The organism is Psychroflexus longus (assembly GCF_020164595.1).
In the GTDB taxonomy this organism is placed as follows: domain Bacteria; phylum Bacteroidota; class Bacteroidia; order Flavobacteriales; family Flavobacteriaceae; genus Psychroflexus; species Psychroflexus longus.
This window is the reverse complement of record NZ_JAIQZE010000001.1, coordinates 534,426-556,837: the sequence shown is the minus strand read 5'-3', so window position 1 is coordinate 556,837 and position 22,412 is coordinate 534,426. Positions and strand designations below refer to the sequence as shown.

General features: G+C 36.4%; 23 protein-coding genes. 21 read left to right on the top strand and 2 right to left on the bottom strand.

Going from position 1 to position 22,412, the window contains the following annotated elements:
* The first annotated feature begins 251 nt into the window (after positions 1-251).
* From LB452_RS02510 to LB452_RS02425, 18 genes are all read left to right on the top strand, one after another.
* Complete coding sequence (locus LB452_RS02510; protein ID WP_224460143.1) at positions 252-1,706, top strand: lipopolysaccharide biosynthesis protein; 1,455 nt, start codon at positions 252-254, stop codon at positions 1,704-1,706.
* A gap of 3 nt (positions 1,707-1,709) precedes the next feature.
* Positions 1,710-2,144, top strand: a complete 435-nt coding sequence (gene dut, locus LB452_RS02505) for a dUTP diphosphatase (RefSeq protein ID WP_224460142.1) — start codon at positions 1,710-1,712, stop codon at positions 2,142-2,144.
* A gap of 10 nt (positions 2,145-2,154) precedes the next feature.
* Positions 2,155-2,799: a hypothetical protein gene (locus LB452_RS02500; RefSeq protein WP_224460141.1), complete on the top strand. Its 645-nt coding sequence runs from the start codon at positions 2,155-2,157 to the stop codon at positions 2,797-2,799.
* A 79-nt stretch (positions 2,800-2,878) separates the two neighbouring features.
* On the top strand, positions 2,879-3,892 hold the full coding sequence (locus tag LB452_RS02495; RefSeq protein WP_224460140.1) for a sugar phosphate nucleotidyltransferase: 1,014 nt from the start codon (positions 2,879-2,881) through the stop codon (positions 3,890-3,892).
* Positions 3,893-3,898: 6 nt separating this feature from the next.
* Positions 3,899-5,263 (top strand): tetratricopeptide repeat protein, encoded by a 1,365-nt coding sequence (locus LB452_RS02490; protein ID WP_224460139.1) that lies wholly within the window; start codon positions 3,899-3,901, stop codon positions 5,261-5,263.
* Positions 5,263-6,033, top strand: a complete 771-nt coding sequence (locus tag LB452_RS02485) for a DUF4292 domain-containing protein (RefSeq protein ID WP_224460138.1) — start codon at positions 5,263-5,265, stop codon at positions 6,031-6,033. The genes LB452_RS02490 and LB452_RS02485 overlap by 1 nt, the downstream gene beginning before the upstream one ends.
* Complete coding sequence (locus tag LB452_RS02480; RefSeq protein ID WP_224460137.1) at positions 6,033-7,241, top strand: murein hydrolase activator EnvC family protein; 1,209 nt, start codon at positions 6,033-6,035, stop codon at positions 7,239-7,241. The genes LB452_RS02485 and LB452_RS02480 overlap by 1 nt, the downstream gene beginning before the upstream one ends.
* A gap of 146 nt (positions 7,242-7,387) precedes the next feature.
* Positions 7,388-8,392, top strand: coding sequence for an AAA family ATPase (locus tag LB452_RS02475; protein ID WP_224453206.1), 1,005 nt, complete (start codon positions 7,388-7,390; stop codon positions 8,390-8,392).
* Positions 8,393-8,489: 97 nt separating this feature from the next.
* Positions 8,490-9,353 carry a DUF58 domain-containing protein gene (locus tag LB452_RS02470; RefSeq protein ID WP_224460136.1) on the top strand — a complete coding sequence of 288 codons (864 nt, stop codon included), beginning with the start codon at positions 8,490-8,492 and terminating at the stop codon, positions 9,351-9,353.
* A gap of 57 nt (positions 9,354-9,410) precedes the next feature.
* Positions 9,411-11,000 carry a hypothetical protein gene (locus LB452_RS02465; protein ID WP_407692601.1) on the top strand — a complete coding sequence of 530 codons (1,590 nt, stop codon included), beginning with the start codon at positions 9,411-9,413 and terminating at the stop codon, positions 10,998-11,000.
* On the top strand, positions 11,000-11,998 hold the full coding sequence (locus LB452_RS02460) for a vWA domain-containing protein (protein ID WP_407692600.1): 999 nt from the start codon (positions 11,000-11,002) through the stop codon (positions 11,996-11,998). Before LB452_RS02465 ends, LB452_RS02460 begins: the two co-directional genes overlap by 1 nt.
* Entirely contained in the window at positions 11,999-13,048 is a 1,050-nt protein-coding gene (locus LB452_RS02455) for a vWA domain-containing protein (RefSeq protein WP_224460133.1), read from the top strand. It begins immediately after the preceding gene.
* Positions 13,023-13,892, top strand: a complete 870-nt coding sequence (locus LB452_RS02450) for a tetratricopeptide repeat protein (protein WP_224460132.1) — start codon at positions 13,023-13,025, stop codon at positions 13,890-13,892. The genes LB452_RS02455 and LB452_RS02450 overlap by 26 nt, the downstream gene beginning before the upstream one ends.
* A 1-nt stretch (position 13,893) precedes the next feature.
* Positions 13,894-15,651, top strand: coding sequence for a BatD family protein (locus LB452_RS02445; protein WP_224460131.1), 1,758 nt, complete (start codon positions 13,894-13,896; stop codon positions 15,649-15,651).
* 1 nt (position 15,652) lies between these two features.
* A complete protein-coding gene (locus LB452_RS02440; RefSeq protein ID WP_224460130.1) occupies positions 15,653-16,402 on the top strand; it encodes a tetratricopeptide repeat protein in 750 nt (249 codons plus the stop codon).
* A 108-nt stretch (positions 16,403-16,510) separates the two neighbouring features.
* The gene (locus LB452_RS02435) at positions 16,511-16,753 is read left to right on the top strand and encodes a hypothetical protein (RefSeq protein ID WP_224460129.1); all 243 of its coding nucleotides are present in this window, start codon (positions 16,511-16,513) and stop codon (positions 16,751-16,753) included.
* A 62-nt stretch (positions 16,754-16,815) separates the two neighbouring features.
* Positions 16,816-18,381: a SulP family inorganic anion transporter gene (locus LB452_RS02430; RefSeq protein ID WP_224460128.1), complete on the top strand. Its 1,566-nt coding sequence runs from the start codon at positions 16,816-16,818 to the stop codon at positions 18,379-18,381.
* A 2-nt stretch (positions 18,382-18,383) separates the two neighbouring features.
* Positions 18,384-19,013 (top strand): carbonic anhydrase family protein, encoded by a 630-nt coding sequence (locus LB452_RS02425; RefSeq protein ID WP_224460127.1) that lies wholly within the window; start codon positions 18,384-18,386, stop codon positions 19,011-19,013.
* Between the two features lie 49 nt (positions 19,014-19,062).
* Here LB452_RS02425 and LB452_RS02420 read toward each other — a convergent pair whose 3' ends face one another.
* On the bottom strand, positions 19,063-19,584 hold the full coding sequence (locus LB452_RS02420) for a CvpA family protein (protein WP_224460126.1): 522 nt from the start codon (positions 19,582-19,584) through the stop codon (positions 19,063-19,065).
* 45 nt (positions 19,585-19,629) lie between these two features.
* Between LB452_RS02420 and LB452_RS02415 the strand changes: the two genes are divergently transcribed.
* The 3 genes from LB452_RS02415 to LB452_RS02405 all read left to right on the top strand — a co-directional run bounded on the left by LB452_RS02415 (position 19,630) and on the right by LB452_RS02405 (position 21,495).
* Entirely contained in the window at positions 19,630-19,983 is a 354-nt protein-coding gene (locus tag LB452_RS02415) for a hypothetical protein (protein WP_224460125.1), read from the top strand.
* An 81-nt stretch (positions 19,984-20,064) separates the two neighbouring features.
* Positions 20,065-21,087 (top strand): phenylalanine--tRNA ligase subunit alpha, encoded by a 1,023-nt coding sequence (pheS, locus tag LB452_RS02410; RefSeq protein ID WP_224460124.1) that lies wholly within the window; start codon positions 20,065-20,067, stop codon positions 21,085-21,087.
* Between the two features lie 6 nt (positions 21,088-21,093).
* Positions 21,094-21,495 (top strand): hypothetical protein, encoded by a 402-nt coding sequence (locus LB452_RS02405; protein ID WP_224460123.1) that lies wholly within the window; start codon positions 21,094-21,096, stop codon positions 21,493-21,495.
* A gap of 9 nt (positions 21,496-21,504) precedes the next feature.
* Here LB452_RS02405 and LB452_RS02400 read toward each other — a convergent pair whose 3' ends face one another.
* A complete protein-coding gene (locus tag LB452_RS02400; RefSeq protein WP_224460122.1) occupies positions 21,505-22,404 on the bottom strand; it encodes an EamA family transporter in 900 nt (299 codons plus the stop codon).
* Positions 22,405-22,412 lie beyond the last annotated feature (8 nt).

Below are 22,412 nucleotides of genomic sequence, written 5' to 3'. Positions count from 1 at the left end.
TAAGATGCTTTCTGTTTTGAAATTTAAAAACTGAAAGATATAAAGATCGTAAGCGTCTAACTAAGTCCGGCTATGCATTGGAATAACCTTAACTTTTTTAGGAAACAAAAGACATCAATACTGCTGTATTTGAATAAGTGTCGGTTTTTATAAATTATAAAAACCCCTCGATATCAGCTCAAAGTAAGCGATCGAGCGGTCACTTTATTTAACCTCATATTTTACTACATTTGAAAGATCAAAATTAACTAGTGAGTATCTACAAAAAGCTTTTTCAGAACACCTTCATCTATGGAGTGGCTACGGTGATCCCTAGAATGCTTTCAGTGATCTTGGTGCCGCTTTACACGGGAGTTTTGGAGAATACCTCCTTTGGAGATTACTCGATTATCTTTTCCTATTTTGTGATTTTTAATGTCATTCTGGCTTACGGAATGGAGACTGCTTTTTTCAGGTTTTATAATAAAGAAAAGGATAAATCTCAGGTTGTTTATACATCGACCTGGTCCATTATAACAACCACTTTAGTGTTTGTCATTTTAGCTTACTTATCCATTTCTGAAATCCAAAGTTTTACAAGGATAAGCACACAAAATCTTAAATTGATCATTTGGATTTTAGCTTTAGACGCGCTGGCGATTATTCCTTTTTCATGGCTACGCGCCAACAGTAAGCCTGTAAAATTTGCTATTATAAAAACTCTGAATGTGGCAATCAATCTTGGGTTAAACGTTTTTTTCTTGTTATATCTAAAAGACCTAGCAGAATCAAGTGATTTCTTTAAATCCATTTACATCCCGAATTTTGAAGTCAGTTATATCTTCATTTCCTTGATTATAGCCAGTGCAATTACGCTTTTGTTACTTATTCCATTTTATTCTAAAATTCAATTTCAATTTGATTGGAAACTCTGGAAATCCATGATGAAGTACGCGCTGCCGGTTTTGGTAGCTGGAGTTGCTTTTTCAATTAATGAAGTCATCGACCGTTTGTTTTTGGAACGTATGCTGCCAGAAAACATCGCTAAAGAACAAGTTGGAATTTACTCAGCCTGTTACAAATTAGGCATGTTCATGACGTTATTTGCAACCGCGTTTCGCTTGGGGATTGAGCCGTTCTTTTTTAGCCATGCCTCCAGTAAAAATCCAAAAACGGCTTATGCCATGATTACCAAATACTTTGTCATTATCGGTACTGTTATTCTATTGGTCGTGATTGTATTTGCAGATCTTTTCAAAGTGCTTTTCATCCAAAATGAAAGCTACTGGGAGGCGATGAAAATTGTGCCGATTATCCTGCTTGCCAACTTGTTTTTAGGGATTTATCACAATCTCTCCGTGTGGTACAAAGTCACTGATAAAACCCAGTACGGCGCTTACATTTCCTCACTGGGAGCTATATTCACTATAGGGATCAATATTTGGCTCATCCCGACTATTGGTTATGTAGGTTCGGCCATTGCAACACTTGTTGCTTACGGCAGCATGATGTTGATCTCCTTTTTTCTTGGACAAAAGCATTACGCGATTCCCTATAAATATGGTAAAATGCTAATTTACTTATCTATATCCGTTCTATTTTCTCTAATTTCGTTTTACTATTTCAGAGAAAATTATGTTGTAGGAGTATCACTTATTTTAATTTTCTGTTTCAGTGTATTTATCTCTGAAAAGAAAGAGATTTTCAGGCTTATAAAAAGTAACTAATTCATGAAATTAAACATCATTAACCGTTCAGCATTTGAACTTCCAACTTACGAAACCAAACTTTCTGCTGGTGTAGATCTTAAAGCCAATATTGACGTTGCCATCCATCTGGAAAGTCTGGAGCGTTGCTTGGTCAAAACAGGATTATTCCTGGAATTGCCGGCTGGAGTAGAAGCTCAGGTAAGACCAAGAAGCGGTCTGGCTCTCAAAAAAGGAATTACGGTTCTTAATTCTCCAGGCACTATCGACGCAGATTACAGAGGCGAAGTGGGAGTCATCCTCATCAATTTGTCTAAAGACAAATTCAGTATAAATCCAGGCGACCGCATCGCGCAATTGGTGTTTGCCAAACACGAGCAAGCCAATTTCCAGGAAGTTGAAGTGCTTTCTGAAACCGATAGAGGTGAAGGCGGATTTGGGAGTACGGGAAACAACTAATTGAATCCAAATGACCTTCAGCAAGGAATTTAAAGAAGCTTTGAGCTGTCTTCCCGATAAGGAGAAAGATAAGCTGCTTTTTCGTTTGCTGAAAAAAGATAAAATTCTGTCTAAACGTTTGGAATTCGAACTTATTAGCCCTTCGACAGTTGAAGATCAACGGGCAGAGATGGAGCAAAAAGTTGAAGAAAAAGTCAAACATTTTAGCGATAGATTTTACTCTTTGGGATATTTGAACATGGACATTCGGTACCTGAGTGGAGAAATTACCGAACATGTGAAGGTGACCAAAGATAAGTTCGGTGAAGCCAGCTTGAACCTCCTGCTCATGAAAGAAGTGCTAAAACATAACAACAAAAATATCATCAATACTGGTTCTTCTCGTCAATTTTCAAAACTTGGCGTTGCGCTTGTTGCCAGAGTCTATAGAATTTTGATCCTCATTGAAAAACTGGATCAGGATTATTTCATAGAGTTTGAAGACCACTTGAAAGATTTAGGTTTGCTCATTGAAGATAATCCACGGCTGATGAAAATGTGTATTTCCACAGGTTTGGATATCAATTGGCTGATACAAGGAAATATTCCTGAGGATATTCCAGAACACTACAAGTACGCAAGAGCTGAAGGCTACTTAAGCGCAAGAAATTATTGAAACAATTTAATAAAGTTTACAGAAGACATCACATAAAGTACCTATTAAAATAAATCATTGATTACTAAATTTAATATACATGAAGATAATAGTTCCCATGGCCGGAAGAGGCTCAAGACTTAGACCACATACACTCACCATTCCTAAACCACTTATTCCAATTGCTGGAAAACCTATAGTTCAACGTCTTGTTGAAGGCATTGCTAACGTATTGGAAGAAAAAATCGACGAAATCGCTTTTATCATTTCTGAAGATTTTGGGGCGGAAATTGAAGCAAAGCTGAAAGATATTGCGAAAGGACTTGGTGCCAAGTCGTCAATTTATTATCAGGATAAGCCTTTGGGTACAGGTCATGCCATAATGTGCGCTAAACGATCCTTGCAAGGTCCGGCGGTGATCGCTTATGCTGATACTTTGTTCAAAGCTGACTTTAAATTGGATAAAGATGCTGATGCCGTGATGTGGGTGAAACAGGTAGATAATCCTGAAGCCTTTGGTGTGGTGAATCTCAATGATAAAGGACACATTACCGAACTGGTGGAGAAACCTAAAGAATTTGTTTCAGATTTGGCGGTGATAGGGATTTACTACTTCAAAGATGTTTCTGTGCTGAAAACTCAGCTAGAGAAAGTCATCGAAGAAAATATCATGCATGGTGGTGAATACCAAATCAATGATGGGATCAAAAAAATGAGAGCCAATGGCGCTATCTTTAAGCCAGGGAAAGTGGATGAATGGATGGATTGTGGCAACAAGCATGTCACCGTTGAAACAAATTCAAGAATGCTGAAATTCATTCATGAAGACAATAAAGAGAAGTTGATTTCTTCTACTGTCAAAATTGAAGATTCTGAAATTATAGAACCTTGCTTTATTGGAGAAAATGTGTTTTTGAAAAATGCTAAAATCGGACCCAACGTTTCTATTGGAGATGGCACGGTTGTGGATAATTGCTCCATTAAAAACTCCTTGATACAAGAAAATGCTGAAATCACCAATGCCAAATTAGACAAAGCCATGATTGGGAATTTCGCTAAATTTAACGGTAACTTCACCTCATTGAGTATTGGTGATTATTCCGTTTTAGAATAAAAAAATATGTCTCAAAGCATTCGTCTTTTTTTTGTTTGTTGTTTTGCGATAAGTCTGTTTGGTTATGCTCAGGACAAAGACAACCTAACCGAAGACATCAACATTGATGAGCTTGGTAATAACACAGACGAATTTCAGGAGGTGTTCTTTAAAGCGATCGCTCAAAGAGCAGTAGAAAATCCAGAAAAAGCTATTGAAGAACTGGAAAAATGCCTGGAACTACAACCAGAAAATACAGCAGTTTTCTATGAGCTAGCCAAAAATTATATAGATCTAAAAGATTATAAAGAAGCTGAGGATTTTCTCAAGAAAACCATGGAAGATCCCAAATATCAGAACGATGTGAATATTCACAAACAGCTGTTTTATGTCTTTAATATGCAGAAACGCTATGATGGAGCTATTACTGAAGCAGAATTTATTTCTAAGACTGATCCAGTCTATTATCAGGAATTAGCCAATCTTCATTTAATTCGCAAAGAATACAAGTTAGCTTTAAAAGCTTTAGACAACTATGATGCGGTGAAAGGCATTGTTGAATTTCGGGACGAATTCAGAATGATTATTTACAAAGAAGGTTCAATGCTAGATGAAGGTGTTGAATTTTTCAAAACACGATTTCAGAATTCTAAACAAGATACAAGAGCAGCAACTTTGTTGATGGAGCTTTATAGACTAAACAATTTACCTAAAAAAGCTATTGAAATCGGTAAAGAATTGGAACAGTATTCAGTTAATGATCCTCAGCTTTACGTTGAAATGGCCTTGGCTTATCTTGTCAACAGAAACATCTCTGAAGCTAAAATTTATAGTAAAAAGGTGGTGGAAAGCCTCACCCTTGAAGAAGAGGATAAGGTGAAAGTCATTAATACGTTTAAGGCTTTGGCTATGCAAAATCCAGAAGCTCAGGACGCTTTTGTGAGTGTTTTGGATTCTGCATTGTCTTCAGAAAAAAATTCTTCCAGCAAAGCGGAGCTGGGAGAATTTTATAAATCCAGAGACAAGGACAAAGCCTTGGAGAACTATAAGTCAGCCTTGCGCAATAAGCCCAATGATTTTAAGTTGATTAAGAATATCCTTGAACTTGAGTTGGAATTGAATAAATACCAAGACGCAGTGAAAACAAGTGAAAATGCTCTGGAAAGTTTTCCTTCTCAGCCTTTGTTGTATTATATAAAAGGCTTTGCTTTGGGACAGCTGGGAGATCATAATCAGGCCGTTAAATTTTTGGAAACTGCTTTGGATTATATTTTTGACGATGAAGCACTAAAGCAAAAAGTTTACAGTGCATTGAAAGAATCCTATCTTGCTTTGGGAAATCAGGAAAAGGCAAATGTTTACAAGCAAAAACTAATAACAATCTCCAATTGATGCAGAAAAGTTTAAAAAGTATAAGTCTTATTTTAATCATCTTTATATCCTTGACGGGTTGTAAATCTTCCAAAGCTGGAGCTGGAGAAGATTTGAAGGAAAAATCTGCCAGAGCTGTCATAAGATCTTTTGAAAACAATCTTGCTGAATTTAAAACCGTTAATGGTAAAATAAAAGCGGGATATGAAACTGAAAGCAGCTCACAATCCATCAGCATAACTTACAGGATAGAAAAAGACAAGGCGATATGGATGAGTGCCAAAGTGATGGGATTGCTGCCGGTAGCCAAAGTTTATATTACTCCAGACCGATTTCAGTATTACGAAAAAATAAACAGAACTTATTTTGATGGGGACTTTTCGATGGCTAAAGAATTTCTTGGTGTAGAAGTCAACTTTGAGAATCTCCAGAACTTATTGATTGGAAGACCAATGTATGAACTTAAAAGGAATCAAATGCTTTTTGATGATAATGCTTATGTGTTCTTACAGAATATTAAATCTATTTTAGCCTTCTCTGCAATCATCGATAGCGGGAAATTTGAAATGAAATCTCAGTCTCTGGTCAACGTCAAAAATGAAAGCCTGAAGGTGGATTACTTCAAATTTCAATCTGTAGATCAAAAAAAGTTCCCTTCCAAATTATTAATGACGGCCAAAAAAGACGACGAAGTGGTCCTTATAGATATCGATTACCGCTCAGTCATTTTTGGTGAAGAGCTAAGTTTTCCCTTTACAATACCCAGTAACTACGAACGTTTAGAACTTTAATGAAAAACTTTCAGTACATACTTTTAATTGTAATGCTAAGCTTTAGCTTAACGGGCATGTCTCAAACAAGAGAAGAGCTTGAAGCTAAGCGACAGGAAATTCAGCAGGAAATCGATGAGATAAATAGTATCATCAAAACCACAGAATCTAAGGGGAAATCTGCATTGGGTGAGTATGAAGATCTTCAGAAAAGAATTAAAGCAACCGAACGATTGATTCAGGTAAACAATCAGGAAGCCAATTTACTGACCAGAGAAATCAATACCAATGCCAATAAAATAGACAGACTTAGAAATGAACTGGAACAGCTGAAGACCGACTATGAGAAGATGATCCAAAAGTCTTACAGAAGTAAATCCAGTAAAAGCAGAATCATGTTTTTGTTTTCTTCAGAATCTTTTTTGCAAGCTTATAAGCGAATTCAATACATGAAACAATTTGCCCAGTACAGAAAAAAGCAGGGTGAAGAGGTAATGCAACAAACTAAAACTCTCCAGGAATTAAATTCCACTTTATTTGAACAGCGCCGAGATCAGGAAAAAATACTCGCACAAAATCGTAAAACAAAATCCAGTCTGGTAAGTGATAAAAATAATCTTGAGCAATTGCTTGTTAGCATCAACAAACAGAAGAAAAAATACGCTCAGGAGCTTAAGCAAAAACAACAGGAAGTAAGCAGGATAGATCGGGAAATCGATCGGTTAATTCGAGAGGCCATTGCCAAAGAAAATAAAAAAGTGGGCTCAGACTCCAAAGCAACTTTTAAGTTATCCCCTGAAGCACAAGCTTTGGCCAAAGATTTTGCTCAAAACAAAGGTAAACTTCCATGGCCTGTCAAGTCTGGAGTTGTTTCTATGCGTTTTGGTGAGCGTCCGCATCCTATTGTGAAAACCATTAAGGTGATGAGTAACGGCGTGAGAATAGATACTGAAAAGAACGGTAAAGCCCGTGCTATTTTTGACGGAGAAGTTAGCCAGGTCAGTAAAATTCCAGGGGCGAACGTGGTTGTGATGATACGTCATGGAGATTACTTATCCGTTTATAACAATTTGCAAAAAGTTTTTGTGAAGTCTGGAGATAAAATAAACAGGGGCGAAGAAATCGGTGAAGTGGGAATCAATTCCTCATCAGGTAAAACAACTCTTATTTTCCAGCTATTTAAAAACACCAATAAGCTAAATCCAGAGCAATGGATTTACAAAATGTAATTATAGAAATCTTTCCATTATCCGGTTAATCATAAGCTTATCGTAAATAGCTGATTTTTAACCAAGAATTAACAACAGAAAATAGATTAAATTTTCAATTTGCGTGCACATATAAGAATAGGTTATAACACTATAAGAACAAGAATATGGAACAAGATCAAGCTAATGTAGACATTGCCTCCATTAACGAAAAGATAGAAAAGGAAAGTGCGTTTGTAGACCTGCTTACCAACGAAATGAATAAGGTCATTGTGGGGCAAAAGCATATGGTAGAACGATTATTGATTGGCCTTCTTGGTCAGGGGCATATTCTTCTGGAAGGGGTTCCAGGTCTGGCAAAAACGCTTGCCATCAACACGCTCTCCAAAGCTGTACAAGGTAGCTTCAGCAGGATTCAGTTTACTCCCGATTTATTACCAGCAGATGTTGTAGGAACGATGATATACAATATGAAGGAAAATAGTTTCAACATCAAAAAAGGGCCTATTTTTGCCAATTTTGTGTTGACCGACGAGATCAACCGTGCTCCGGCAAAAGTACAGTCAGCATTGCTGGAAGCCATGCAGGAAAAGCAAGTCACTATTGGAGATGAAACCTTTATACTTGATAAGCCATTTTTAGTTATGGCAACCCAAAACCCGGTCGAGCAAGAAGGAACTTATCCTCTGCCAGAAGCGCAAGTCGATAGATTTATGCTGAAAACAGTGATTGATTATCCAAATCTTCAGGATGAACAATTAGTGATGAGAGCTAACCTGAACAACAGTTTTGGGAAAGTAAATCCTGTGGTTTCTACAGACCAGATTCTTCGTGCTCAAAGTGCGGTTAGGGAGGTCTATATGGATGAAAAAATAGAAAAATATATTCTGGATATTATTTTTGCTACACGTTATCCTGAAAAATATAAGCTTGCCGAAATCAAGCCGCTTATCAGTTTTGGAGCTTCACCAAGGGGAAGTATCAATCTGGCGATTGCAGCCAAGTGCTACGCTTTCATCAAAAGAAGAGGCTATGTGATTCCAGAGGATGTGAGAGCAGTAGTTTACGATGTCTTAAGACACAGAGTTGGAATTACCTACGAAGCTGAAGCAGAAAACATCAAATCGGAAGATTTGATAAGTAAAATCATAAACGAAGTTGAGGTACCTTAATATTTCCTTCTGAATGTGTTCAGAACACGATTATAAGATTCTAGAAATTATACTTATTTGATTGAATTCTAAATCAAACAAAAAGTAATCACACTGCATGGATACCAAATCTCTTTTAAAAAAGGTAAGAAAAATTGAAATCAAAACACGTCGGTTGAGTGACCACGTGTTTGGTGGAGAATACCATTCCACATTCAAAGGTCGGGGAATGACCTTTAGTGAAGTGCGTGCTTACCAATTTGGTGATGATGTAAGATCTATAGATTGGAATGTTACTGCGAGGTATAATGAGCCATTCGTGAAGGTATTCGAAGAAGAACGGGAATTAACGATGATGCTTCTTGTAGATATATCGGAATCGACAGCCTTTGGAACCCGGGAAACTTTCAAAAAAGATATCATTACAGAAATGGCTGCGACGCTTGCTTTTTCTGCAACCAAAAATAACGATAAGATTGGTCTTATGCTATTTTCAGACCAAATAGAACTGTATATTCCACCAAAAAAAGGGAGGATGCACGTGTTGAGAATTATTCGAGAGCTCATAGAATTTGAGCCCTCAAACAAAACAACCAATCTTTCCAAAGCCTTTAAATACCTCATTGATATGATGAAGAAGAAGGCGATTGTATTTGTACTCTCAGATTTCTTGACAGATGAATATGAACATACTCTAAAAATACTAGGACAAAAGCATGATGTCACAGGCATTAGGATTTATGATGAGCGGGAGGAGGAATTACCCAATCTCGGAATGGTACAAATGAAAGATGCAGAATCCGGTAAAGCCATGTGGGTGAATACCTCGAGTAAATCAACCAGAAAAGGATATACAAAGTATTACAGGGATAGAGTAGATTATTTTCAGAGAGCTTTCAAGTTGAGTGGTTTAGGATTTTTGAGTACCCGTGTGGATCAGAATTATGTTATTAAACTTCTTGGATATTTCAAATCCAGATAATTATATATGAGTAGAAAACGACTTTTTACAATCGATAGTTTAAAATCAAAATCAGTAATGATTTTGATGTTGCTTTTGGTTTGTAGCATCAGCCATGCTCAGGAGGTAAGTTTCGAAACCGACAAGGATACCATTCAGATTGGCGAACAAATAGATTATCTTATCAAAGTAGATGAGGTCAATGAAGAGGACCTGGTCGTATTTCCAAAAGACCAAACCTTTGTGCCCTTGGAAATGGTGGAAGACTATAAAATTGATACTCTAAACCCTCAAGCCAAGACCTTCACTCTTACTAAGCTTTATAAGTTAACTCAGTTTGATTCTGGCACTTATTCTGTTCCTCCACAGTTGGTCAAAATCAATGAAAAAGCCTTTTATACGGATACGTTAAAGGTGAGAGTTAACGATGTCGTATTGGATACTACGAAGCAAAAACTGTATCCCATCAAACCTTCAATAGGTGTTGACAAACCTTTTGCTTTGCCATCCTGGTTCTGGTGGACTTTGATTACGCTCTTGATTTTAGCAGGAATTGCCTTCTTAGTTTTTAAACTGAAGAAAAAAAGAGATGAGGCCAAACGCAGAATTCCTCCTTACGAACAGGCAATGATCTCTCTAAAGGAGCTTGATAAATCATCAGTCCTGGAAAACAGAAACTTTAAGGAGTACATATCTGAACTCACTTATATCACGAGACGGTATTTAGAAGAAAAATTGGAGATACGCGCTTTGGAATTCACGACCAACGAACTTATATCTGAATTAAAATTCAAAAAAGAAAAGAAAAAGCTAGCGCTCAAAGAGGACCTGATTTTAGAGTACGAAAAGATATTGAAGCGTGCTGATCTTGCTAAATTTGCCAATAGCAGACCAGATCTTATTACTTTAAAGTCAGACAGAAAGCAAATAGAAAAATTTCTAAAACAAGTCCAAAGTTCTATTCCTCAAATTACGGAAGAGGAGAAAAAGAAAGACGAAGCTTTCCAAAAAGCCTTGGCCAAAAAACGTAAAAAGCAGAAGTGGATCGTTGGCATTGTACTTGGACTCATATTAATAATAGTTACCGTGTCTGCGGTAGTGGCTACAAAAGGTTATGAGTACTTGAGGGACACAGTTGTTGGGAATCCGTCTAAAGAATTGCTCGAAGGAGATTGGGTGACCAGTGATTATGGTGTGCCGCCGATAAGCATGACAACTCCAGATGTATTAGTAAGAGGAGAGTTGGATCTTCCCGAAGAAATTTTAGAGAATGTCGCTAACAAAGAAACCTACAGCTTTGGCACCTTGTATCAAAACCTATACGTGACACTGAATAAAGTAAGATTTAAAGACTCTCAGGACATCGACTTAGATGTGATTGTAGATAGAATTTATAGCAATCTTGAAGAGCGTGGTGCCTATAATATCATTACAAAATCAGAAGATTTTGAAACTTTGGGAGGAGTAAAAGGTAAAAAGGTGTTTGGAAGTTTTTCTATCGAAAATCCTATCACCAAGAAAGACATCAAGAAGGAATACAAGATCGTGAATTTTGGAAGAGGTGGTTTTCAGCAAGTCATTATTTTTTATGATCGGGATGATGAGTTTGGTGAGAAGATTTCCAATAGAATACTAAATGCAGTGGAATTTAAAAACTTAGGTCAATGATTTTTGAAAACTTCACGTTTGAAAATCCAAACTGGTTTTGGTTACTACTGTCTATTCCGTTGGCAGTGTTCTGGTATTTTAAAAAGCGTCAGCAACAAACCGCTACTCTCAAAATTTCCAGCACACAGGGATTTACTAAAAGTACTTTAGCACAGCTTCGCCCTCTATTGTTTATTCTTAAGATGCTGGCTCTTGTCTTTTTAACCATCGCCATGGCGAGACCAAGGACAGTTGATGTAACTACCAAAGTGAAAAAAACAGAAGGTATTGATATCATCATGGCTGTGGATATTTCTGCAAGTATGCTTGCCAGAGACCTGGAACCAAACCGTCTGGAAGCTTTGAAAAAAGTAGCAAACAACTTTGTAAACGGCAGACCAAATGATAGAATAGGTCTCGTCATCTATGCAGGAGAAAGTTATACCAAAACTCCACTTACAAGTGACAAGTCAATTATCATAAATGCGTTAAACGATCTTGATTACACACAAAACATTGAGGGCGGAACAGCCATAGGTATGGGGCTTGCTACTTCTGTAAATAAACTGAAAGACAGCAAAGCAGAAAGCAAGGTCATCATCTTATTGACAGATGGAGAAAACAACGCAGGTTTTATAGATCCTATTACCGCAACACAACTGGCAACAGAGTATGACATAAAAACCTACACAATTGGCGTTGGGAGTAATGGAATGGCCTTATCTCCAGTAGGAATAAAACCTAACGGACAGTTTGAATATAGAAATGTGGAGGTGAAAATTGACGAAGCCTTGATGAAAACCATAGCAGAAAGCACTGGTGGAAAATACTTTAGAGCGACAGACAACGAAAAATTTCAAGCCATCTATGAAGAAATTGATGCCTTGGAAAAAACAGAAATTGAAGAATTTAAGTTCTATAATTATGATGAGAAGTACAGATTTTTCTTGATCATTGCTGGAGCTTTGTTATTCCTGGAATTTTTATTGAAACACACATTTTTTAGAAGTTTTGTATAAATGTTTATAATAGAAGAACATATTTATTTTTGGGGTTTTCTGGTCTTGCCAGTCTTACTGCTCATGTTTCTAAGTTATGTGTATTGGAAAAAGAAAACGCAAAAGAGATTTGCCGAGATCAGGCTGTTCAAGAAATTAGCACCAGAGCAGTCCAGCTTTAAGTCAAACTTGAAATTCATTGTGCTTACTTTAGCCTTTGCCTGTTTTGTCATGGCACTTGTCAATCCAAAACTCGGTACAAAGCTGGAAACAGTAAAGCGTGAAGGTGTTGATATTGTCTTTGCCTTGGATGTTTCCAAAAGTATGCTGGCAGAAGACATTGCTCCAAATAGACTTGAAAAGTCTAAACGTATTATTACTGAAATTATAAATAATTTGACCTCAGACCGTGTTGGACTCGTAGGTTATGCGGGAAGTGCTTTTCCTCAGGTTCCCATTACTACAGATTATGCGAGTACAAAAACATTCCTGCAAAGCATGAACACCGAGATGGTTTCTAGTCAGGGAACTGCTATTTCTCAGGCCCTGGATTTGGCAAGGTCATATTACAATGATGATGACCAGACCAATAAAGTCCTGGTGATATTGTCTGAAGGTGAAGATCATGACGGTAACGCTGAAAGTATGGCAGAGCAAGCCGCAGAAGAAGGAATAAGAATTTATACGATAGGAGTAGGAACTGAGCGCGGAGATCCAATTCCCATTAAAGAAAATGGAAGGATACAATCTTATTTGAAAAATGATGCCGGTGAAACGGTGATCACCAAAAAAGATACGGAGACTTTGCGAAAAATTGCAAAAATAGGAAACGGTAGTTATATTGACGGGACTAGTACCTCTGAAGCAGTAGACGAGATACTTGACGAATTGCAAAAGATTGAAAAAACAGAATTTGAAGCTAAACAATTTGCTGATTTTAAGAGTAAATATCAATGGTTTTTAGGGTTTGGTATATTTTTGGTACTTTTCGATATACTCTTGCTGGAAAGAAAAACAGCATGGATTAAACGATTAAATTTATTTAATGAGAGAACGAAAGATGAAGACTAAGACTATATTTTTATTTATCGCAATAAGTTTACTTACTGCGATTTCGACGCAGTCTCAAAGTTCTTTGAATGCGCCCAAGGAAGCTAAAACTTTATTAGCTGAAGCTGAATCAAGCGATCTTAGCTTCCCTCTTTCTGAAGCCAAAATCAGAAAAGCAAAAGCCATAGATAAAAACAACTCAGATATCAGTTATAATTTCGGGAATCTTTACATTAAGAACAATGAGCTAGAATCTGCAAGACTGAGACTCGTTGAATCTATTGAAAGCACAGAAAATAAATCTTTAAAGCATAAAAGCTATCACAACCTAGGTAATGTTCTTATGGAAGAAAAACAATACCAAATGGCAATTGATGCTTATAAAGACGCTTTGAGAAATGATCCTACAGATGAAGAAACTCGTTACAATTTGGCTTATGCTAAGTCCAAATTGAAAGACGAGAAGAATGACGACAACAAAGGTGGTGACGATAATAAAGACAAAAACCAGGATAAAAACGAAGACGAAAGCAAAGACAACAAAGACAAGGGAGAAAACGAGGACAAGGATAAAGATGATCAAAACAAAGATCAGGATGAGGACAAAGGAGATGAAAATGAAAGTGAGGACGATCAAAAAGATGATGAAGGCAATAAAGACAAGCAAGAGAAGGAGAAGGAAGGTGATGGAGGAGATAAGGAGAAAGAGCAGCCTCAGCAGCCTCAAAACCAAAAGGGACAAATCTCTCCAGAGCAAATTCAGCGTCTGCTAGAAGCTATTGAAAATCAGGAAAAAGACGTTCAGGAAAAATTGAATGCACAAAAGGCTAAAGGTCAAAAATCTAAAACAGGCAAAGACTGGTAAAATGAAACAGATTACAATTTTATTGGTTTTCTTATATAGCCTAACTTCATTGGCTCAAGTTTCGTTTACAGCTGAAGCAAGTAGGTCGAAATTAGGTATCAACGAACGCTTAAAAGTTGAATTTAAAATAGATGCTAATGGTGATAATTTCAGGCCTCCAAGTTTTGACGGTTTGAATAAAATCGGTGGGCCTAACCAATTTTACTCACAGCATTATGAAAATGGAAAAAGTACGTTTATAAAAACATATACTTACTTCTTTCAGCCAGAAAAACGCGGAAAAATAACTATTGGTCAGGCAGAAATTACTGTAGAGGGGCAAGTGTATAAAACTTCACCAATTGAGGTAGAAGTCACAGCAGCGGTCGATACGCCCAATCAATCAAGAGCTGTTGCAGAAGCAGGAAGTGGCATTCATTTAATCGCAGAAGTAAGCAAATCTAAGCCTTATTTGAATGAAGGAATTTATGTGGTCTACAAACTGTTTTTGAGTCCAACAGTAAATATTAGAAATTGGAGGCCTTTGGATGATCCAAAGTTTGAAGGATTCTGGAGTCAAAATATCAATATAGATCAGCTTGAATTAAAAGAAGGTGAATTTGGCGGTCAACCTTATCGCTATGTAGAACTTCGCAAAACGGTTCTTTATCCTCAGAAAACTGGTGAACTTAAAATTGAACCCTTATCCTTGGCTGTCTCTGTAGAGGTGCCAACAGATAAAAGAGATTTTTTTGGCAGACGTATGTATGATGTAGTGGAAAAAAACTTTTCTGCCAACACCAAAACCATAGATGTAAAGCCTTTACCGGAAGAAAATAAGCCTGAGGGTTTTTCTGGTGCAGTTGGTGAATTTGATTTTAAATTGAAAGCCAATAAAAAAGAACTCGATGCTCAAACGTCACTTGAGTTAACTTCAGAAGTCAGCGGAAAAGGTAACTTAAAGTTATTCAACTTACCAAAAATCCAATCACCTTCATCTTTTGAAGTATACGAGCCAGAACGAAATGAAAATGTGAGAACGACTAGCCTTGGAATGCGAGGAAGTATTTCAGAAAAATATACGGTAATTCCTGAGTTTAAGGGAGAATATGTGATTCAGCCTACTTCCTTTTCATATTTCAATCCAAATACAGAATCTTACGAAACCTTGAAATCTACTCCAATTACCATTCAGGTAAATTCTGGTCCGCAACGACCAGAAGAAAGCCAGGTAGCTTCAGGTAGCGACTCCAATAGACCTCAAAATATTATTTCTTCTAAAAGTAATTTCAATTACATCAAATTAAAAACCAACTTGAAGGAAAAAAATGAAACTCAATTCTTCCAGTCTCCATTGTATTGGACTCTGTTTTTCATACCATTTTTAAGTATTCCATTGATGCTGATTTTTGGCAAGGTGAAAAATAGAGAGATTGATCAAAATCAAGCACAACTTAAACGCGCAAATAAATTGGTTAAACGCTATTTGTCTGAAGCGAAAAAGAATATTGGTGATTCAAAAGCTTTTTATGAATCTTTAGAGAGAGCGCTTCATAATTACATGAAGGCAAGACTGAAGATTCAGACTTTAGATATGCAAAAAGATAAAATCCAGGAACTACTCTCTACAAAAGGAGTTTCTCAGGAAACAACAAAAAGCTTTTTGAAAATTCTTGAAAGTTGCGAACTTGCCAGATATACACCATCAGTCACCGAAGACATGAAAAACGATTTTGACAAAGCCGCGAAAGTTATTTCTGAAATTGATAAAGAAGTTTAAGATGAAGTTTTATAATTACTTATTAATAGTCTTATTCAGTTGTTCTGTATTGGCTCAGGGAGAAGATACTTTTGAGAGAGCAAATTCGGCTTATGCAGACGATGAGTTTGAACAGGCAGTGGAGTTGTATGACAGTGTTTTAACAGATGGATTTGTCTCTGCCGAATTGTATTTTAACCTGGGTAATGCTTATTTTAAGCAGAATGATTTAGCCAATGCTATTTATCATTACGAAAAAGCGCTTCAGTACAACCCATCGGACCAGGACATCCAGGAAAATCTTGAAATAGCAAATACACAAACCATAGATAAAATTGAAGATATTCCAGAGTCTAATCTTAATTCTCTTATCTTTAATATTACCCATGCAATGACATTGAACTCCTGGGCATGGTTAAGTATAATTTTGTCAGTGATTTTTGGATTATTTATTGTCCTTTATTTCAGAAGTACCACAACTAAGGGAAAACGAAGGAATTTCTCGGTTGCCATACTTCTTGTTGTATTAACTGTTGCAAGTTTACTTTTTGGCCGTTTTCAGAATGAGCTACAGGAAGAACAATCCTATGCTATTATTTTCGAAAATCAATTACCTGCTTATGTAGAGCCAAATCCTAGAAGTGATATCAATTTTGAATTGAATCAAGGTACGAAAGTCAGCTTGGGATCAACATTTAGAGAGTATACCCAGATAGAACTCCCCGATGGATCCAAAGGTTGGGTAAAAACCTCATCCTTTAAAAAATTATAAAAATCAACAACCACTCTTTAACTAATCCATATATTTGTTTAATATATGAGATTAAAACTTTTTATACTTATTATTTCATTTGCTAATCTTTTGATTACACCCACAATTATGTTAATACAACCGGGTGCAGATAGTGATGTTTCTTTTTTTATCAACTTAAATGAAGAAGAAAATTCAGAAAAAAGCAGCATTTCTTTTGGTGAGATCATCGCTGATGAATCAAGTCATGTAGTTTTCTCTCAAGACTTTTATTTTTTAGATTCATTTTCACAATTTATATCTCATTATAAAAGTGTTTATCAAAAAATAGTTTCTCCTCCCCCGGATTTTAAATTGAATTACTTCAGTTAATTATTTCGATTTCAATTTAAAAATTCAAGCTTCTAAAATAGAAGTACCGTATCAATTCAATTATGTTCAAACATTTAAATAAAGATCTACCGGCCAGTGTAGTTGTGTTTTTTGTCGCTTTACCATTATGCCTTGGTATTGCGTTAGCGAGTGGAGCACCACTCTTTTCGGGGGTAATAGCAGGAATCATAGGTGGTATCGTTGTAGGATCTATTAGTGGATCACCATTAGGAGTGAGTGGTCCTGCTGCCGGACTCGCGGTTATTGTATTAAGTGCTATTTCCAGTCTAGGAAATTACGAATACTTTTTAGTAGCTGTAGTTATCGGTGGAGCTTTACAAATCATTTTGGGTTTTCTAAAAGCAGGAGTTATCGGCTACTACTTTCCATCTTCCGTCATTAAAGGTATGCTGGCTGGTATTGGTATCATTATATTTTTGAAACAATTCTCTATTGCATTTGGCTTGCCTGATGATTTTGAGTTCTTTGATTACAACCTAAAAGCAATGGTTGAGAACATTATCTTAGCTTGGGAAACCCTTTCTTATGGAACATTAACCATCACCATAGTAAGTATAGCGATCATGTTATTCTGGTCGAATGTTTTGGAAAAAAAACATCAGATATTTAAAATTATCCCAGGGCCCTTAGTAGCTGTGATCGTAGGGGTGTCTTATAAACTTTTTATCGATGATGCTAGTTTATTGGGAGTATCAGATAGCAATTTAGTTGTTGTCCCGGTACCTGAAAACTTTACAGATTTTATAAATCAATTTACATTTCCTGACTTTTCAATCATTGGAAGTTCAGAAGTATGGGTTATTGGTTTTACAATTGCTGTTGTTGCAAGTTTGGAAACCCTTCTGAGCGTAGAAGCAACTGACAAACTCGACCCAAGAAAGCGCGTAACTCCAACTAACCGTGAGTTATTTGCTCAAGGTACAGGAAATATGATTTCTGGTTTTATCGGTGGGTTGCCGATAACTCAGGTCATCGTAAGAAGTTCTGCAAATATTCAATCTGGCGGTCGCACAAAAATGTCAGCAATTTTACATGCCGTCTGGTTGCTTTTAGCGGTTGTTTTTATCCCAGATTTGCTCAATCTTATACCGTTGGCTGTATTGGCAGCTGTTCTGTTTATTGTAGGTTATAAGTTAGCCAAACCTGCTTTATTTATAGAAATGTTTAAAATAGGTAAATCTCAGTTTATCCCTTTTATCATTACTGTTTTGGGAATTGTATTTACAGATTTACTTATAGGTATTGGTTTGGGATTGGCTTCAGGCTTGATTACGGTTTTATACAACAGTTTAAAAAACTCTCATTTTTTACATCAGGAAGATAAAGAAGGCGATGGCAAAATTGTTGAAATGACTTTAGCTGAAGAAGTAACTTTTTTCAATAAAGGCGCTATACTGAACTCCTTAAATACTATAGAGTCTGATTCGGATTTAAAAATTGACATTAGAAAATCTAAATTTATAGATTATGACATTTTAGAAATCTTAAATGATTTTTCTATCAAGGCAAAGAACAGAAACATAGATATTACCATTATTTCAGAGTTGGGAGAATTTAAAAATCCTCCTAGCTATAAAAAATTCTTCAATTTAAAATCAAACTACTAATTATGGGTTTAAATAAAATTATAACGAAACAAGAGCAGGAAGCATTAACGCCAGATAGAGTTTTAAAAGACCTTCTAGAAGGAAATAAAAGATTCACTTCAGATGAATTTCATTCAAGAGATTACAATGCAATGAAAGTAAGTGCCACAGGTGGACAATACCCAAAAGCTATTATTTTATCATGTGTAGACAGTCGTGTGCCTGTAGAAACTGTTTTTGATCAGGGCATTGGTGATGTTTTTGTAGCACGAGTTGCTGGAAATTTTGAAAATACTGACATTTTGGGAAGCATGGAGTATGCCTGTAAAGTAGCGGGTAGTAAACTTGTCTTTGTACTTGGTCATGAGAGTTGTGGTGCTGTGAGTGCAGCCTGTGATGGTGTTGAATTAGGGAATATAACACATCTTCTTAAAAATTTAAAACCAGCAGTTGAGGCAGTAGAAACTGACGGGAAAAGAGATTCTACCAATAAGGAATTTGTTCATGATGTTGTTCAAAAAAATGTAGAGCTAACTATGGACAGAGTTAGAGAAAAAAGCTCAATCTTAAAGAGTATGGAAGAAAAAGAAGAAATAAAAATAGTTGGCGGTGTCTATTCACTTCAAACGGGTGAAGTAGAACTGCTGTCTTAAAATTTATTTTTTCTGAAGAATTTAAACCTCGAGTGAAAGCCCGGGGTTTTTATTTAGCCTGTTGGTTTTCCAAGAGCTTGCTTTCATTTAGCAATTGTTCTAAAGAGGGAAGCAGTGTTGAACTTAATTCTCTTATGGTAGAGACAATCACAGATTCTTGAAGTTTGGTTCCACTGATGAATCTACCTTCACCATTTATATAATCAAATATTAAAAGAATAATCAAGATGAATAACCCCATTTTGATAACGCCAAACAGTGCTCCAAATATTCTATTGATTAAGCCTAGGGCAATGCTATGAACAATGGTAGTTAGAATTTTGGCAAGAATTGATACTAAAACTACTATACCAATAAACACGATAAAAAAACTAGCAATCTCAATACTAGAGACAGTCCAGTCCGTCCAATTTTCAAGATAACCTTCAGCAAAATAGCCGTATTTTATACCTCCAAAGATTCCTGCCAGTAAAGCTACTATTCCTGCAAGTTCTACAATGAATCCCTTTTGAAAACCCCTTATAAAACCGAGTAAAAGGAAAATCCCCAGGACAATATCTATCATATTCATAACGCCAAATATAAGCAATTCGGTTAAAGCGAGTACCTTTGTAATATGAGAGATGAGTTACTAAAAACACGATGGGAAACCCTTCAGAATAAGTTGTCCAATCAATTTGCAGATGGCGAACAAATGGATATAGATGCAATAATCTATTTAGTCGGGGTACAAGAACTTGGTCAACCACAGGGTAAATTCAAAAAAGACGATAAAGTCAACTTGATGCATATCGCTATTTGTACAGTCCTGGAACCTTACGGGTTCTATGAATTTGATTTTGTAGACGAAGACGGATGGCCACATTTTAATAATATTTCAAAACTGCCTGCTCTTAAAGCCGGAGAACAAACAGTATTGATGAAGGAAGCATTGGTCAGCTATTTTCTTAAACGCAATTACATAGAATAGCATAAGACTTTAAATAATAAGTTTTCTAGGTAAGAAACGGTCTATTTTTTCTAAATTTACCAATTCATTTTACCAATTACGATGATAGATAAGATAAAAGGATATATAGATGAAGTTGAGCAGTTTACAGCTGATAAAGCTGAGGATGTTGAACAATTCAGAATACAATATCTAGGGAAAAAAGGAATTCTGAATGAGTTTTTTGCTGAATTCAAAAACGTTCCTAATGAGCAGAAAAAGGAATTTGGTAAAACGATCAACGAGTTAAAGGTTACTGCCCAGGAAAAAGTGGACCAATTGAAGCGAGAAATCGCTTCAAAAGTGGAAGATAAAGGAATTTATGGCGACCTTACAAGGCCAGGTGAGCCCATGGAAATTGGAGCAAGGCATCCTATATCTCTGGTTAAAAATAGAATTACAGAAATTTTTTCAAACATTGGTTTCAATGTATCCGAAGGCCCGGAAATCGAAGATGACTGGCATAATTTCACTGCTCTTAACTTACCTGAATACCATCCGGCGAGAGATATGCAGGATACGTTTTTCATTCAAACCGATCCTAAAGATATTTTGTTGAGAACACATACATCTAGCGTCCAAGTTCGTTATATGGAGAATAACGAACCTCCTATTAGGACGATTTCTCCTGGGAGAGTGTTTAGAAATGAGGATATATCCTCTAGATCTCACTGTATCTTTCATCAGGTAGAAGGTTTATACATTGATAAGAATGTGTCTTTTAAAGACTTGAAACAGACTTTGATTTACTTCACCAAAGAGCTTTTTGGAAAGTCTAAAATCAGACTCAGACCTTCTTATTTTCCGTTTACAGAACCAAGCGCAGAGGTGGATATCTACTGGGGTTTGGAAACGGAAACTGACTACAGAATTACCAAGGGTACTGGCTGGTTGGAAATCATGGGCTGTGGAATGGTCGATCCAAATGTCTTGAAAAATTGTAACATCGATCCAAAAGAGTACAGCGGTTTTGCTTTTGGCATGGGTATAGAACGTATAGCAATGCTGCTTTATCAGATAGGAGATATCCGTATGTTTTATGAAAACGATGTGCGTTTTCTGGAGCAATTCAAATCTTCATTTTAAACTCAAATGAAGAAGGATATAGAAAGAAATATTCCCGAAGTACAAAATGTTTATGTCGTCGCTTCATTTGAATACAACAAGATATTCAAAGTTGAAGAGTGGACTATTTATCTGGTAAATGATAATTCTGAAGCGATTGAAACGGTTTTAATTGTCTCTAAAGGTGAAAGCAGAACTAAAACAACTTCTGTGCTTAGAAAGAAATTAGAAGTCTTACCTGGCAAATCTTTTGCCAAGCTTGAGTTTCTTCATGAAGATGTGTTGGAAGTAGACAATATTTTTCAAGTGACTTATTTTCTCGATGGAAAATTGATGCACAAGGATTTTAAATTTCCAAAACACAGCTTAAAGTCCAAAGACATAAAAAATCTACCATTATTATCTTCAAAAGGAATTATAGCAGATTAGCCTCAAATCTTACAAAGGCTCCTTTTTGACTTTCTTTAAATTCATAAGGACTATCGAAGACAAAATCAGAAGAATTCCTATCCATTTGAAGATGTTTTGATCTTCATGTAAAACGAAATATCCCATCAAAACTGCAACTGGAAGCTCGATTGAAGAGATAATAGCGCCAAGCCCTACATTTATCTTAGGCATGCCAGCGGTAAAGAATAAAGGTGGTAAAATGGTTCCAAATAGAGCCAAAATAGGACCCCATAGTGTAAAAATGCCAAAATCCATGTACTCAATTAATTCAGGCAGGGTGATGATCGAAACGACTATGAGTCCACCAAGCATCATCCATTTGCTCCTGGTAATAGGATGATATTGAGTTCCCACACTGTTGGACGTCATAATGGTGACTGTGTAGGAAAGTGCAGCTAGAATACCGAAACCTATACCTGCGAGTTCTACGTCTTGTTCTTCGATGAGTAGATCCGCGGCCAAAACCGTTCCTATCAAAATAAGAATAACGGAGATGATCTTGATTTTGGTGGGTTTTATTTTATTGATGATACTATCCAGAACCACACCTATCCACACGCTTTGCATCAATAGCACAATTCCTACCGAAACTGTGATATATTGCATTGCTAAATAGTAGAAGATACTTGTAAAACCCAATGAGCTTCCGGCAAGAATAAGATAAAAGATTGTCTTACGCCTCAAAGCTGGATCTGTAATGGGTGGCTTTTTCTTTTTCAAAAAGAGATTCAAAATAACCAAAGCTACAAAACCAATCAGGATTTGTGAAAATGTTACTTCATAAGCGGTATAATGCTCATCGTAGGCGAGCTTCACAAAAGTTGTGAGCAAACCATAGCATGAAGCACCCAGAGCAACCAGGATGCCACCTTTTAAAACTGAATTCATTAGGATGT